The sequence below is a fragment of the Acetobacteroides hydrogenigenes genome (assembly GCF_004340205.1).
Lineage (GTDB): Bacteria > Bacteroidota > Bacteroidia > Bacteroidales > ZOR0009 > Acetobacteroides > Acetobacteroides hydrogenigenes.
Genome location: NZ_SLWB01000002.1, coordinates 50,973 through 65,908 on the forward strand (window position 1 = coordinate 50,973; position 14,936 = coordinate 65,908).

The 14,936-nt window shown below is 46.8% G+C and carries 10 protein-coding genes; 4 read left to right on the top strand and 6 right to left on the bottom strand.

All coding sequences use genetic code 11. From position 1 onward, the window contains the following. Nucleotides 1-6: 6 nt before the first annotated feature. The 4 genes from CLV25_RS03000 (at nt 7) to CLV25_RS03015 (ending at nt 6,259) form a co-directional block, all read left to right on the top strand. Nucleotides 7-1,047, top strand: coding sequence for a lysylphosphatidylglycerol synthase transmembrane domain-containing protein (locus CLV25_RS03000; RefSeq protein ID WP_131838158.1), 1,041 nt, complete (start codon nt 7-9; stop codon nt 1,045-1,047). Further along, nucleotides 1,025-1,516 (top strand): adenylyltransferase/cytidyltransferase family protein, encoded by a 492-nt coding sequence (locus tag CLV25_RS03005; RefSeq protein ID WP_131838159.1) that lies wholly within the window; start codon nt 1,025-1,027, stop codon nt 1,514-1,516. The genes CLV25_RS03000 and CLV25_RS03005 overlap by 23 nt, the downstream gene beginning before the upstream one ends. Nucleotides 1,517-1,627: 111 nt before the next feature. Further along, a complete protein-coding gene (gene radA, locus CLV25_RS03010; RefSeq protein ID WP_131838160.1) occupies nt 1,628-2,989 on the top strand; it encodes a DNA repair protein RadA in 1,362 nt (453 codons plus the stop codon). 525 nt (nt 2,990-3,514) lie between these two features. Then, entirely contained in the window at nt 3,515-6,259 is a 2,745-nt protein-coding gene (locus CLV25_RS03015; RefSeq protein WP_131838161.1) for a M16 family metallopeptidase, read from the top strand. 373 nt (nt 6,260-6,632) lie between these two features. On the opposite strand, the gene CLV25_RS03020 is transcribed toward CLV25_RS03015, so the two are convergent. From CLV25_RS03020 to CLV25_RS03045, 6 genes are all read right to left on the bottom strand, one after another. Next, nucleotides 6,633-9,203, bottom strand: a complete 2,571-nt coding sequence (locus tag CLV25_RS03020; RefSeq protein ID WP_131838162.1) for an adenosylcobalamin-dependent ribonucleoside-diphosphate reductase — start codon at nt 9,201-9,203, stop codon at nt 6,633-6,635. A gap of 384 nt (nt 9,204-9,587) precedes the next feature. Further along, nucleotides 9,588-11,429, bottom strand: coding sequence for a (E)-4-hydroxy-3-methylbut-2-enyl-diphosphate synthase (ispG, locus tag CLV25_RS03025; RefSeq protein WP_131838163.1), 1,842 nt, complete (start codon nt 11,427-11,429; stop codon nt 9,588-9,590). 5 nt (nt 11,430-11,434) lie between these two features. After that, a complete protein-coding gene (locus tag CLV25_RS03030) occupies nt 11,435-12,115 on the bottom strand; it encodes a septal ring lytic transglycosylase RlpA family protein (protein ID WP_131838164.1) in 681 nt (226 codons plus the stop codon). A 4-nt stretch (nt 12,116-12,119) separates the two neighbouring features. Then, nucleotides 12,120-12,812, bottom strand: a complete 693-nt coding sequence (locus CLV25_RS03035; RefSeq protein ID WP_165876968.1) for an outer membrane beta-barrel protein — start codon at nt 12,810-12,812, stop codon at nt 12,120-12,122. A gap of 10 nt (nt 12,813-12,822) precedes the next feature. Then, nucleotides 12,823-13,134, bottom strand: a complete 312-nt coding sequence (locus tag CLV25_RS03040; protein ID WP_131838166.1) for an MTH1187 family thiamine-binding protein — start codon at nt 13,132-13,134, stop codon at nt 12,823-12,825. A 3-nt stretch (nt 13,135-13,137) separates the two neighbouring features. Then, on the bottom strand, nt 13,138-14,898 hold the full coding sequence (locus CLV25_RS03045; protein WP_131838167.1) for an Ig-like domain-containing protein: 1,761 nt from the start codon (nt 14,896-14,898) through the stop codon (nt 13,138-13,140). Between the last annotated feature and the right edge of the window lie 38 nt (nt 14,899-14,936).

Below are 14,936 nucleotides of genomic sequence, written 5' to 3' on the forward strand. Positions count from 1 at the left end.
CATAATTTGAAAAAAGGAGCTCTCCTCAGAGGAATAAACATCATTCTATTCTTTGGGTTAGGCGTAGTGCTCATGTACTTCGCCTTCAAGAATGTTGAGTTTAGCTTTCTGATGGAGGGACTGAGCAAGGCCAACTACTCGTGGTTGGTGATATCGCTTCTGGTGGGCATCGTTGCCTTTTTGGCGCGTGCCCTACGCTGGAGGCTGCTCATCGAGCCGCTCGGATACCGTCCTACGGTGATGAATGCGTTTCACGCCATTACCATTGGCTACCTTGCCAACTTTGCCTTTCCGAGAGCTGGTGAGGTGTCTCGATGCGGCGTTCTTCGTAAAACCGAGAAGATTCCATTTGAATCGTTGATCGGCACCGTTATAGTAGAGCGCACATTCGATCTGCTATGCCTTTTGATACTACTAGTCACCGTATTCTTTCTCAAAGTAGACTTCTTTGGGAAGTTTATATACGATACCGCGCTGCTTCCTATCACCAAGAAGTTTGCGGGTTTTGGCGGCAGCTACCTTGCGTTTCTGATCGTAATACTTCCCATCATTATAGCTCTTTTTGTTGCTTACATCTTCCGGTATAAGCTTATTCGGTTTGGCATTATACGTAAAATGATACGGCTGGCAAGAGGCGTTATCAAGGGACTAAAAACAGGCTTTACCATGGAGCGCAGACTCGAGTTCCTGCTCTTCACCCTACTTATTTGGGCATCGTACCTCACTATGACCTGGGTAATTTTCTATACGCTACCCGCCACTAGCTCGCTCGGTTTTGTTGATGCGCTATTCATACTAGCCATTAGCAGCATTGGTATGACGGTTCCGGTACAGGGTGGTTTTGGAGCGTTCCACATCATTGTAGCAACGGGGCTTACCATGTACGGCATTTCGCGCGAAGATGGACTGCTATACGCAACAATTTCTCACGAATCTCAGACCATCATGACTATCATTATTGGAGTAATTTCGCTATCTTACCTCTTCTTTAAGAAACGAAATAACCCAGTAATAGCCACCAGTCATGAACAAGTTCAAGAACGTTAGCAAAAAGGTGGTAGACCAGCAGGAGCTAAGCCGCTTGGTCGCCATGTGGAACCTTCTCGGGAAAAAGATCGTCTTTACCGACGGTTGCTTTGACATCCTTCATCGTGGACATGTTGAGTACCTAACGCAGGCCGCAAGCAAAGGCGATGTTCTGATTGTTGGGCTACATTCCGATGCCTCGGTAGCTCGTCTTAAAGGAGAAGGACGTCCGATCCAAAGCCAGGAAAATCGCGCACTAATTGTAGCCTCACTCTCGTATGTTGATGCCGTTATCATTCTTGATGAAGACTCGCCTTACAACCTTATCAAGCTGATTAAGCCCGATGTGCTGGTTAAAGGTGCCGATAAGCTCCCCAAGGATATTGTTGGCTATGACATTGTTTCGGCAAGGGGAGGCAGCGTAATTGCACTCGACATCAAGGAGGGTACCACCGAAAAGCTCATCGACCGAATAAAGCTTACCCCATAAAAGAAACTCAAATACCAATCTGACAAAATGGATTTTGCCATCAACGGTAGAATCCATTTTTTTTCGTGTATCTTAGTCGAACTAACGCTCAATTAACATAACCAAACATCCATGGCTAAGGTAAAAAAGGCCTACTTCTGCCAGAGCTGCGGCTTCGAATCGCCCAAGTGGCTGGGTAAATGCCCATCGTGCGGCGAATGGAACACCTTCGTAGAGGAGCTCGTAACCAAATCGAGCGCTGCACCAACCACCTTTGGGCTGGAAACCAGCAAGCCGCTACGCATCGACGAAATTGACCTTGAGAAGACGCCTCGCATCACCCTAAACTCCGGTGAGCTGAACCGTATTTTGGGCGGTGGCGTAGTGCCCGGCTCGCTCATTCTAATTGGGGGAGAACCCGGCATCGGCAAATCGACCCTTAGCCTGCAGATAGCCCTACGCACCCACGGACTTAAAACGCTATACGTATCAGGCGAGGAAAGCGCCCAGCAGATTAAGCTACGCGCCGAACGGCTTGGCGGCAACAACTCCGACTGCCTGATCTACTGCGAAACCCTCGTGGAGAACATCATCACCCAAGCAAAGCATACGGCTCCCGACCTGGTGGTTATCGACTCGATACAGACGCTGCTTACCGAGCGCATCGACTCGTCGCCCGGAAGCGTGAGCCAAATCCGCGAAACGGCAGCCATGCTGCTGCGCTACGCCAAAGAGTCGGCTACACCCATATTTATTATTGGCCATATTACCAAGGATGGCACCATTGCCGGACCAAAGGTGCTGGAGCATATCGTAGACGTTGTACTGCAGTTCGAGGGCGACTCGAACCATATCTACCGCCTGCTGCGCTCGGCCAAGAACCGCTTTGGCTCTACCGCCGAAATGGGCATCTTCGAGATGACCAGCCACGGGTTACGCGAGGTGGACAACCCCTCGGAGATGCTCGTTACCCAGCATGATAGCCAGCTGAGCGGCATCGCCATTACTGCTGCACTGGACGGCAACCGCCCCTTTATGATCGAGGTGCAGTCGCTGGTGAGCTCGGCCGCCTACGGTACGCCTCAACGCTCGACAACGGGCTTCGACATCCGCCGCCTGAACATGCTGCTGGCCGTACTCGAAAAGCGGGTGGGCTTTAAGCTGGGCGCTAAGGACGTGTTCCTGAACATCGCCGGGGGCATTAAGCTATCCGACCCCTGCATCGACCTTGCCGTTATTAGCGCCGTACTCTCGTCGAACCTCGACATTCCCATATCCACCGACATCTGCTTTGCTGCTGAAGTTGGCCTATCGGGTGAGATTCGCCCAATCACCCGCCTCGACCAGCGCATTGCCGAGGCACAGCGCCTTGGATTCAAGAAAATATACGTATCGAAGTACGGGCAAAAGGGGCTCAACATCCCCGATGGGATAGAGGTAAAGTTCGTGAGCAAGGTAGAGGAGCTGTTTAGAAGCCTGTTCGGAAAGGGATAGCAGCAAAGAAGTTAAAGGTAGCTAGACGGAGGATCTCTAATTCTATTTGTGATGTGTAATGTGAGATGTGTGATGTGAGATGTGTGATGTGCGATGTTTTAAAAAATAAGACTACTCCATTTCGAAGGTTATCCCCCGCTGGCGGGGGTTAGGGGGTGGATTTTCGGTAGTGTATAGTCACCATAAGCTTCGCATTTTTACCATTAACGTTCATTTTCCACCCCCTGCCCCCGCCAGCGGGGGATACGCTTTGTGCTACTACATGCTGATTCCTTTACGTCTACATCTTTTATGGAAGATGGTTTTTAAAATGTAAAATCCCTAGGGATATGTAATTTGAGATATGAGTTCATCTTTGTTCCTTAAATAATATCCTACATACTACCCATTTAAAGCTGTTTAGAGCCGTTTTTGAAAATAAATGCCCCTATTCTGCCTCTTATTAACTAAATAAATAGTAGAACGGTACCATCTCTTAGTATTTTTCATACCTTTCGTTTCGTTAACATAACATATACTAAAAGTATGAGAAAGAAGATCATCATCGGACTATGTATGCTTATAGCCTCCTCTGGTCTATTTGCTCAGTCCAAAAAGTTCGACGTAAAGGATATCGATATCCCTTACAAGAAGTTTGTCCTCGATAACGGTCTGACGGTTCTTATCCACGAAGACCACAAGGCTCCGGTTGTTGCCGTGAACATTTGGTACCATGTGGGATCGAAGAACGAGAAGCCCGGAAAGACCGGATTTGCTCACCTATTCGAGCACCTAATGTTTAACGGTAGCGAGCACCACAAGACCGACTACTTTAAGGCCGTTGACAAGATTGGTGCTACCGATATGAACGGTACCACCAGCAACGACCGCACCAACTACTTCGAGACGGTTCCCACCTCGGCCTTCGATCAGGTGCTTTGGCTGGAGAGCGACCGCATGGGCTACATGGTGAACGCCATCGACCAGAAGACGCTCGACGAGCAGCGCGGCGTTGTTCAGAACGAGAAGCGCCAGGGCGAGAATACCCCATACGGCCGAACTGAGGATGCCATCTGCAAGGCAACCTATCCGGCAGGTCACCCCTACTCGTGGACGGTAATCGGCTCGATGGACGACCTGAGCGCTGCAAGCCTCGACGACGTGAAGGAGTGGTTTAAGACCTACTACGGCCCCAACAACGCCGTACTGGTTGTTGCCGGCGATGTGAAAACCGAAGAGGCCCTCGAAAAGGTGAAGAAGTACTTCGGTGGCCTACAGGCTGGACCTCCGGTAACCAAGTTTACCTCATGGCCCGCCAAGCGCATTGGCACTCAACGCGAGGTTATGCAGGATCGCGTTCCCCAATCGCGCCTATACATGGTGTGGAACATGCCCGAGGATGGTAGCAAGGATGCCAACATGCTCGATATCGCCTCTAGCGTACTTGCCGGTGGAAAAACTTCGCGCCTGTACAAGCGCTTGGTGTACACCGATCAGATTGCTTCGAACGTATACGCTTGGGCTGGAACCAACGAAATTGGCGGACAGTTTGAGATTGTAGCTACCGCTAAGCCTGGTGTTGAGCTTTCGAAAATAGAAGCCGTAATCAACGAGGAGATGGAAAAGTTCCTAAAGGAAGGCCCAACCGAGCAGGAGATGGAAAAGGTTAAGGCTAAAACCTACTCGTACTTCGTTCAGGGATTCGAGCGCGTGGGCGGATTTGGCGGCAAATCGGATATCCTTGCCACCTACCAAACCTACCACAACAACCCCGACTACTACAAGGTGGTGCTCCAGCAGCAAATGGATGCTACCCCTGCCGACGTTAAGAAGGTAGCCAACGAGTGGCTAACCGATGGGGTATACATCCTTAACGTTGTTCCATTCACCGATCCTAAGCCTACTACGGCCGATGCCGACCGCAGCAAGCTTCCCGAGCTGAACACCCCTCCTACCCCTACCTTCCCCAGCTTCCAAAGGGCAACGCTTAGCAACGGCTTGAACATCATCCTTGCCGAGCGCCACGCTATTCCGGCCCTAAACATGGAGCTGCAGTTTAACGCTGGTACCGCTGCCGATATCCTCGCCAAGCCGGGTACCGCCAAGCTATTTGGTAGCGTACTCGATGAGGGTACCAAAACCCGCTCGTCGATGGAGATTAGCGAGGAGATGGAGATGCTGGGCAGCTCCATGGGCGCCGGATCGGGGCTCGACCGTAGCTACCTCTACCTGAACACGCTTAAGGGCAACCTCGACAAGTCGCTCGAGGTGTTTACCGATGTGCTGCTCAACCCAACCTTCCCCCAGAAGGAGTTCGACCGCCTGCGCAAGGATCAGCTCGTGAGCATTAAGCAGGAGCAGGCGCGCCCCAACAGCATCGCCTTCCGCGTCGTTCCACAGTTCCTATACGGCAGCGGCCACCCCTACAGCAATCCGCTAACCGGATCGGGAAACGAGAGCAGCGTAAGCTCCATCACCCGCGACGACCTGGTGAAGTTCTACAACGATTGGATCACCCCAAATAACGCCACCCTAATTGTGGTGGGCGATATCACCATGGGCGAGCTCAAGCCTAAGCTCGAGGCCGCCTTCAAGGGATGGAAGAAGGGCACCAACCCCAAGAAGCACATCCCTAGCGTTGCGCTTCCTGCCAAGCCCACCATCTACTTCGTTAACCGCCCACAGGCCCAGCAGTCAGTGGTTATGGCGGCCAACCTTGCCCCCGAGGCCAACAAGCTGAACGATGCGGCCGCAGATTTGGCCAACAGCATCATTGGCGGCGAGTTTACTTCGCGCATCAACATGAACATCCGCGAGGATAAGCACTGGAGCTACGGCGCCGGATCGGGCATCTACGAAACGGCCGCCCAGCAGCCCTTCTTTGTGAGCACCTCGGTGCAGTCGGATAAGACCAAGGAGACCATCCAGGAGATCGAAAAGGAGCTTACCGGCTACGTGGGCAGCAACCCCGCCACCGCAGAGGAGTTTGCCAACAACCAAAACAACAAGCTGCTTCAGATACCCGGTACCTACGAAACCGGCGATGCCGTGCTGAACACCATCAGCCGTATGGTGGCCAACAACCTGAAGGATACCTACCCACAGGATAACGCCAAAAACCTAAAGAGCGCCAAGCTCGCCGACATCCACCAGGCCGCCAAGGCCATCATTAAGCCTGCGCAGCTTACCTGGGTGATCGTGGGCGATAAGGATAAGGTGCTCGACAGCGTGAAGAGCCTCGGCTACGAGGTGAAGCTGGTTGACGCCGACGGCAAGCCCGCAACCGAGTAGCTTTCGATGAACAATTGAAATACGCGATTTGAACAAAAAGAGAGCCCGGGGACGATTCCTCGGGCTCTTGTGTTTTATGCCTCTCCTGAAACCATACTATTTTGCCCCACTCCTACTAGTATCTCATCGAAAAATCTAAGCAAACCCTCCCTATCTCCTACAAGAACAATTTAAAAGCCCAGCCAATGATAGTGAAGTTATTGGAGTATCCTACCGTCATTCTTTATCGTAAAACTGTCAACTTTTTAAGGATGAGACAGATCCTTCAGTAAACCCAAATAGTATCTAAAGTCTAAGTTTATCTCACTAATAAATAAAAAAGGCTCGGAGTACTCCGAGCCTTTTTCTCTTCAAGTTGTAAATATAAGAAGCGCTATCCGCACTTAGATGTTCCACAAGATGTACAAATAAGGCAACCTTCTTGGTAGATAAGGGTTTCGGCACCGCACTCAGGGCATTTAGTTCCAAGTTTTGCCTTGGTTCCGTTAGGAATAAAGCGCTTAAGGGCACGCTCTACACCGTTTCTCCACGAGTTGATGGTGTCACTATCCAACCGGAGCGAGGATACCAGATTCACAATGTCATTGATCGGCATTCCGTTGCGGAGTACACCCGAAATAAGTTTGGCATAGTTCCAGTACTCCTTGTTAAACATGTGCGATATGCCACCTAGGGTGTTGGTGTATCCGTACTTATCAACGTATTGGAAGTCGTAGCGGCTACCCTTATCATCCTTTACCTTAATAATTTTACCTTTAGTGATGGTCTTAGGGATTGGACGAACCTCTTCGTCAACAATACCGGTAAATATTTCGTAAGGTCGGTTGTTGATGATACCAACAAAAGCGATCCACTGCTCGTCGTTATTTTTGAAGCGGATTACCTCGCAGTCAACCGAGTTTGGACGCTTGTTAGGGAATTCTGCGCTATTCTCCTTGGTTTCTTTTTTGCTCGAAACAAGAACTCCAGCTCTTGAGCCATCGCGATATACGGTAACACCCTTACAGCCGCTTTCCCAAGCTGTTTTGTAAACCTTTGATACCATCTCTTCGGTAATATCAGCAGGGAGGTTAACGGTAACGCTGATGGAGTGGTCTACCCACTTCTGCATGCGTCCTTGCATCTTTACCTTGCTTACCCAGTCAACATCGTTTGAGGTTGCCTTATGGTATGGCGATTTGGCGATAACCTCGTCCATTTGTTCGGGATCGTACTGCTTTACCGCTTCTACATCGTAGCCGTTAATTTCGAGCCAGGTGATGAACTTGTGGTGGAATACGTAGTACTCTTCCCACGAATCGCCAACCTCGTCAACAAAGGTAACCACAACGTCCTTGTCGTTAGGGTTAACCTTGCGGCGGCGCTTGTAAACAGGAAGGAATACGGGCTCGATTCCCGAGGTAGTTTGGGTCATCAAGCTGGTCGTTCCAGTTGGAGCAATGGTAAGCATAGAAATGTTACGTCTACCAACTTCGCTCATCTCTTTGTATAGCGCAGGATCAGCCTCTTTTATACGGTTGACGAAAGGATTCTTCATCTCGCGCTTTGTGTCGTAGATTGGGAACGAGCCACGTTCGCGGGACATGATAACCGACGAACGGTAGGCTTCAACAGCAAGCATTCGCTGGATATTTTCGGAAAAGTCGATAGCTTCATCGCTGCCGTAGCGAATGCCAAGAGCAGCAAGCATATCGCCCTCCGCAGTAATTCCTAAACCTGTACGGCGACCGTTGATTGCCTTCTCACGAATTTTCTCCCAAAGATGGCGTTCAACAAACTTAATTTCTTCGTCTTCAGGATCATTATTTACCTTTTCGATGATGGCTTCAACCTTTTCGAGTTCAAGATCGATGATGTCGTCCATCATGCGCATGGCAATGATAACATGGCGCTTGAAGAGGTCGTAGTCGAACTTTGCCTTAGGAGTAAACGGATTTTCTACGTAGCTGTATAGGTTAAGAGCCAGCAAGCGGCAGCTGTCGTATGGGCAAAGAGGAATTTCGCCGCAAGGATTGGTGGATACGGTGCGGTATCCCAAATCTGCATAGCAGTCTGCTACCGATTCGCGGAGAATGGTATCCCAGAAAAGAATGCCTGGTTCTGCCGATTTCCAAGCGTTATGAACAATCTTTTTCCACAGCTTTTGGGCATCAATTTCTACCCTATACTTTGGTGTTGTTGAGTTAATTGGGTACTGCTGAACGTATTTTCGGCCAGTTTGTACGCACTTCATAAACTCATCATCAATCTTTACCGATACGTTGGCTCCGGTAACCTTTCCGGTTTCCATTTTTGCATCGATAAAGCGCTCTGCATCGGGGTGCTTAATGGATATGCTGAGCATAAGAGCTCCACGGCGGCCATCTTGGGCAACTTCGCGGGTAGAGTTGGAGTAGCGCTCCATAAAAGGAACAACACCTGTTGATGTGAGCGCACTATTTAGTACGGGGCTGCCCGTTGGGCGTATGTGCGATAGGTCGTGGCCAACACCGCCACGGCGCTTCATTAGCTGAACCTGTTCTTCGTCAATTCGAATGATACCTCCGTATGAGTCAGCAGGATTGTCTTGCCCAATAACAAAGCAATTCGAAAGAGAGGCAATCTGCATGTTATTGCCAATTCCGGTCATTGGTCCTCCCTGTGGGATAACGTACTTGAAATCTTTAAGCAGCTCGTAAACCTTGACGGCGGTAAGCGGGTTGGGGTAGTTTTTTTCAATACGCGCAATTTCGTTGGCAATCCGCCAGTGCATTTGATCGGGATTTAACTCGTAAATTTTACCGAACGAATCCTTTAAGGCGTATTTGCTTACCCAAACAGTAGCGGCAAGGTCATCGCCCCGGAAGTACTCTTTGGCAGAAGCAACGGAGTCCTGATACGAGTAAACCTTCAACTCGTCAGGTGTTGTTTCTAGTTTTGCTTTGGCTGATTTGGCTGCTTCCATTATTCTGTATTTATAGTTATCCTTTAATTGCTTTAGGAAAAAAGAGTTGTCGCTTTACGGCTCGTTTTACGAACACCTTTGCAAGATAGTAAGGTTATTTGGTGCAAGCCAAAGGCTTTTTACTTTAGATATCAACAATAAAGAAAAGTTATTAACAATACTGATTTTGAGGTATATAACCATTTATTAAATAAAATTTACCTCTTGCATTATTCGCTATCTTGATTAAATAATAGTTTGCTAAAGCCTTGCAATAGCAATCTTTTGAATTAACACGAATAAACAAAAACAGTAGTATTATCACGTAGATTAACACACAAAAAAGGCAGAGCTAATGCTATAACCCTGCCTTATCAATATACTTTATGTAAAGTAAAATTCTGCTTACTCCTTCCAGTCTCCGTTTTCTTTTATAAGGCTGATAAGCTCTTCCAATGCTTCTTCTTGAGGAATGTTTTTCTTAACGGCTATTTTACCCTTGTAAAGGGTAACTTTTTTAGGACCTGCTCCAACGTAGCCGTAATCGGCATCAGCCATTTCGCCAGGACCGTTTACTATGCAGCCCATTATGCCTATTTTTAGTCCTGTAAGGTGCTTAGTGCGCTCGCGGATAAGTGCAGCGGTTTGCTGGAGGTTAAACAGGGTACGGCCACATCCGGGACAAGAGATGAACTCTGTTTTGGAGATGCGGACTCTTGCTGCTTGCAGAATGGAGAAGGCTGTAGATACAACTTGAGCGCTGCCGATACCTCCATCATTAGATATCATAATGCCATCGGGTAGGCCATCAATAAAAAGAGGGCCACAGTCGGCAGCAGATTTGAGCTGCAACAGGCTTACATCGTTTTCGGAGTATTGGCGCTGTATAATAATCGGGTTAAACACCTTTTTGCTCCTTAGGTTGAGTATTGCTGCTCTTTGTTCCGCAAGTCCATTAATGTTTGATGTGCGAATAATTGCAATAGCCTGAGGATTCTGACTTAGGTTGCTAGCAATAGTATCCATGTTATCAGCAGCATCCAACCAAACAAACAAAGGTGTATTGTGTGGATTATCAATAATATAAAGGCCAGTCTTTGTGCTTAGGCTGATGTCTGCTTTCCCAACAAAAAGGTAGTCGGGAGCAGTATCAATCTCTTTTTCCCAGCCGTTTTCTTTTTCAGTAAGCTGATATCCAAGGTTGGAAATTATGTCGTTGGTTATAGACTCTTGTGCAGAGAGATCGCATACTACTACAGGTGGGTTATCTCCACCAATGTTTGCAACAGCCCTACTTTCGATTTTTAAATAGGAGTAGGGATTGTAAAATGATGCGTCAACTTGGGCAATCTTTCCATGGTTTTGGCGATTGTTGAAGTAGCCTACAAGAGCTTTAGCAACGGGAATTTCTGCTTCTGGTTCTTCGGTAAGCGAAACACGGATGGTATCGCCAATTCCATCGGCTAAAAGCGCTCCAATACCAACAGCTGACTTAACACGTCCGTCTTCGCCTTCACCAGCCTCCGTAACACCAAGATGTAGTGGGAATTGCATTTCTTCCTGCTTCATTCTCCTAACGAGCTGACGATAGGCGTGTACCATTACCCTAACGTTGCTCGACTTCATGGAGAGGACTACATTAAAGAAGCCTTCTTCTACGCAAATTCGCAGGAATTCTATTGCCGATTCAACCATTCCTTCTGGAGTATCGCCGTATCGGCTCATTATTCTGTCGGAAAGGGAGCCATGGTTTACGCCAATGCGAATAGCAGTATTGTTGTTCTTGCAGATATTAATTAGGGTAACAAACTTTTCACGGAGCCTAGCTAATTCTTCTGCATACTCCTCATCGTTAAGGTTAATGTCAATAAAGCTAGCTCGTTTATCAATAAAGTTACCAGGGTTAATTCTAACTTTCTCAACGTGGAGGGCTGCAACATCAGCTGCGTTGGGATTGAAGTGGATATCAGCAACCAGAGGTTTGTTGTAGCCTTGCTGCAGCAGCAAATGCCGGATATTTGCCAAATTTTCGGCCTCGCGAACACCCTGTGCGGTGAGCCTAACCAAATCGGCGCCTGCATCGAATATTCGCTTGCATTGAGCTACTGAATCTTCGGTGTCGAGCGTATTAGTGGTTGTCATCGATTGAACCCGGATGGGGAAATTACTACCCATCATAAGGTTTCCTATACAAACGTCGTTGGTTTTGCGACGCTTGTACTGGCTTAGGCTTTCAAAAAATTCCATAGCAATTAGTTGGCAATTATAAAGGCCGTTCGATAGGTTTTCTTAAGGGCTTTTAAAGGTTCCTTTGCATCTTCGCGGTTAGCAAATGATCCTACAAAAACTTTGTAAAGCGTTTTCTTTCTGTGCTTCACTTTTCGGAAGCTGGATGGCATTCCGTAGGTTTCGTTTAGCTTGTCGGCAAGCTTCTTCGCATTTTTAAGAGAAGCCACACTCGCAACCTGAATGGTAAAGAGATTTTCTACACTGGCTGTTGAATCGGTGGATGTCAATAGTGAATCAGCACCAACTTTTGCTGAATCTGCCATCTCGTTTTCGAGATAGAGAGATTTTATGCTATCACAAGCAACTTCTATTCTAACTTTTTGTACGCCTGCAGCAATCATGTCTATTTTTGCAGCAGCTGCACGGGATAGATCGATTTTAATTTTGCGAGGGGAGCAACGATCGTTTATCTTCACTATAACCGACTTATTGTTGCTTAGGTTGGTAACAAGCACATCGGTTCCAAAAGGAAGCGATGGGTGTGCCGCAGTAAGCTTTGTATGGCGATAAATTTCTCCGCTCGAGGTTCTTCTTCCGTTGAATTTCTTGCTATAGAAGGTAGCCAGACCCTCTTCGGTAGGCATTTGTGCGTAGTTCAAAAACGAAAATGCCGAAAAAAGAATAATCAGGACAACATTCCGCATAAATTTAGTTTTTGGTTAGCTTAGGTTCGTTCTTTGTGGACGATCCTAAGTTGTAAAGTATAGCTGCCGAAAATTGCAGCTGGTAAAGGCGCGAACCATATGGACGGTTGTTGGTATAGTCTGGATTATAAAGATTTGTAAGACCGTAGTAGTAGCGTGATTCTACCTGTATTGTAATAGGATCGAGTTTGAATCCTAAACCAACTCCACCTAAAACACCAAACTCGTAGCGTCGGTCGCGCTTAAGAAAGAAATCGTAGTCGTTCTTATAGGTAATGCCCTTGTTTTTTATTTGATCTTTTGAGTCGATCATGTAACTAGCGTAGGCGCCAAGGTTTAGCAAAACCGAAACCCTTTTATAGCTTACATTGCCTTGAGCCATTATTGGTAGCATGATTGAATTGTAGGTACGCGTGTAGATTGAATCGCCTATTTCAGGCTTTTTATAGCCTCTATGCGTATAGTTCAATTCTGCCTGAAAAGCCATGTACTTTTCAGCCATATACTTAAAAGAAAGTCCTCCGCTGTAGCTTCCTGCATATGATGTTTGCTTGAGATCGGGTTGAAACATAATACCGGCAATGCCATACCCAACGTTTATACCAACGTATTTTTTAGCAGGCTTACTTGGTTTTTGAGCAGCTGCAGTAGCTGCTATTCCAGCGATGAGGATAAGTGTATATAGTTGCCTTTTCATTAGCTCAAAATCAATTATTAACATTGCCAATTATTTGTTGGATTGCTTCCACCTTATGCTGCATTCTGTCGCTTTCTCCCTTTCGGAGATCTACGTTAATGCTAAGGTAAATGCGATCTGCAAAAGGCTCGATTGCCTGATTTGCTTTTACAACAATGGCAAGGGCTTCCTCCAATGTTTCCGTTTCGATAATGGTACTCATCGAGGTAAGTTGGTAGGGTACTCCTGCGCTTTTAACGGCCTCTATGGCTTTGCTTACGTAGCTGCTTACGCTTGCGCCCTTGTCGGTTGGGAATATAGAAAATTGTAGTATTACAGACATAAACTAGTAGTTAGAGAAAATTTCGTTAACATCAACGCTAATCTCATTCTCCCAACCCGAACGAAGTGTGAATATCTTTTCCTTTTCTTTTTGAAGGTAGCACACACGCTCGGGAGAAAGCTGGTTAAGGTAGTTTCCTGTATCCCAGAGGCCGTTTTTGTTTGAATCCTCGATGATGCGGATAAGGTAGGAATCTGCCTTAATGTAGGGGAATCGTATTACATCGCTCTTTGTTACCGTTTTTTGGCGGACAACCTTATTCTTTTTGTCGAGAACCTGAATGATTAGATTTTCTTTGACATTCTTTACATCGAAAATGAACATTCCGAATTTTGAAGGACTCGAGGTGTTAAAGGAAAAAAGTGTTGAGTCGTTTACCTGCCTTAGTATGTCTTCAACAGCATTAGAGTCAGCAACAATCTCGTAGCGGCTATCTTCCACCCACTTTGATGTTATTGAATAGGTGAGAAGATTTTTAGGGTCGACTTTAATGTTAAACGGCACCTTCGATTTTTTGTCGTTATCGTTGATATTGTAAAGGGTTATTTTGCTTGTGTCTATGCGGGTAAGCGGAACGCTTACTTGCATAAAGAATCCACCATCTTCGTTGGCAGTACCGTCGGGCATGCTAAATGAAAGCTTAACGGGCTGAACCTTTTCCTCTTCTTTTTTCTTTTCCTTCTTTACAGTTCTATCCGATTTAGAAAGAGGAAGCTCCCATGATATCTTTTCAAATGTTTCAACAGGTTTCCCGGTGCTGTCGCTCTTCATGTAGGTAAAATTGGCGAGAAGCGTATCGGCTATTTTTCGGGTTGCATCCTTTAGCCAATAGGTTATGGTGTCGCCTTCGGCATCATTTTCTACAAAGAAATCGTTTGTGGTTAATCCATCAAACTCGATCTTCTTTATTTCAGGTTTTGGGCTGTTGAAGAATAGCTGGAACTTGTATTTTTCAGGGCGCGTTTTTCCTGTGATATACTGTCGAGTTTTTGTTTCAGCGAACATTTTAAGCTTAACCTGAGGTAGTAGCTGCGAGCGCCAAAGTGAGTCTGGCATGGTGTCTGGTCGCGTTGAAATATCAATAGGGCCAAACATTTCTTTCTCAAAGGCAATTCGATCAACTCCAGGATCGAAGAGGTAGTTACGGTTTACATCTTCTATTGCAATAACCTTGTACTGCCTATTTTTGAGCGTATTGGCAATAAAGATTCCCTCTTTGTCTGCTTTTGTAATAATGCTAGGCTTGTACTTTAATGGCACCTGAATGCTGTCGTTTTCGTAGAAAAACACGTATGCACCAGCAGCAGGAAGCATTGTACGTGCATCATAAACGATTCCGTTGAACTTGAGGGTATCTATGTTGCTGCCGGTAGAAAAGGTAAGCGAGTAGTTAACAATAGGGTTACCCTCGTTATTGTCAACAATAGAGTTTCCAAAGTTAAAGGAGTAGGTGGTGTTCGCCTGTAAGTCCTTGTCTAGAACAATTTCTATTCTCTTCCCCTTTTCTCGAACCTCTGGGAGTTCTTCCATTGGGGGAGTAATGTAGAATGATTTTTGTAGATCCTTAAGGGTTACATACTCGTCAAATGTAATTTCGAACTCCTTGCCTGATACGTTACGGCTGAACTGGGTAGGAGTGCTTTTTAGAATAACAGGAGCAAGAGTGTCTTTAGGTCCTCCTGTTGGGCTAACCATTCGAGCGCATTGGCTAAACGAAAGCAGGAGAAGGCCTCCTATAATGAGTATAAATGGTGTATTTTTCAAAGCAATAATGTCTTTGTTTGAAGATAGTATTATCCCAC

Excerpts from the sequence above, each read along its gene's own strand:
- radA (WP_131838160.1), top strand. The coding sequence starts at position 1,628 with ATGGCTAAGGTAAAAAAGGCCTACTTCTGCCAGAGCTGCGGCTTCGAA.
- CLV25_RS03030 (WP_131838164.1), bottom strand. The coding sequence starts at position 12,115 with ATGCGGAATGTTGTCCTGATTATTCTTTTTTCGGCATTTTCGTTTTTG.
- ispG (WP_131838163.1), bottom strand. The coding sequence starts at position 11,429 with ATGGAATTTTTTGAAAGCCTAAGCCAGTACAAGCGTCGCAAAACCAAC.
- CLV25_RS03040 (WP_131838166.1), bottom strand. The coding sequence starts at position 13,134 with ATGTCTGTAATACTACAATTTTCTATATTCCCAACCGACAAGGGCGCA.
- CLV25_RS03015 (WP_131838161.1), top strand. The coding sequence starts at position 3,515 with ATGAGAAAGAAGATCATCATCGGACTATGTATGCTTATAGCCTCCTCT.
- CLV25_RS03035 (WP_165876968.1), bottom strand. The coding sequence starts at position 12,812 with ATGAAAAGGCAACTATATACACTTATCCTCATCGCTGGAATAGCAGCT.
- CLV25_RS03020 (WP_131838162.1), bottom strand. The coding sequence starts at position 9,203 with ATGGAAGCAGCCAAATCAGCCAAAGCAAAACTAGAAACAACACCTGAC.
- CLV25_RS03005 (WP_131838159.1), top strand. The coding sequence starts at position 1,025 with ATGAACAAGTTCAAGAACGTTAGCAAAAAGGTGGTAGACCAGCAGGAG.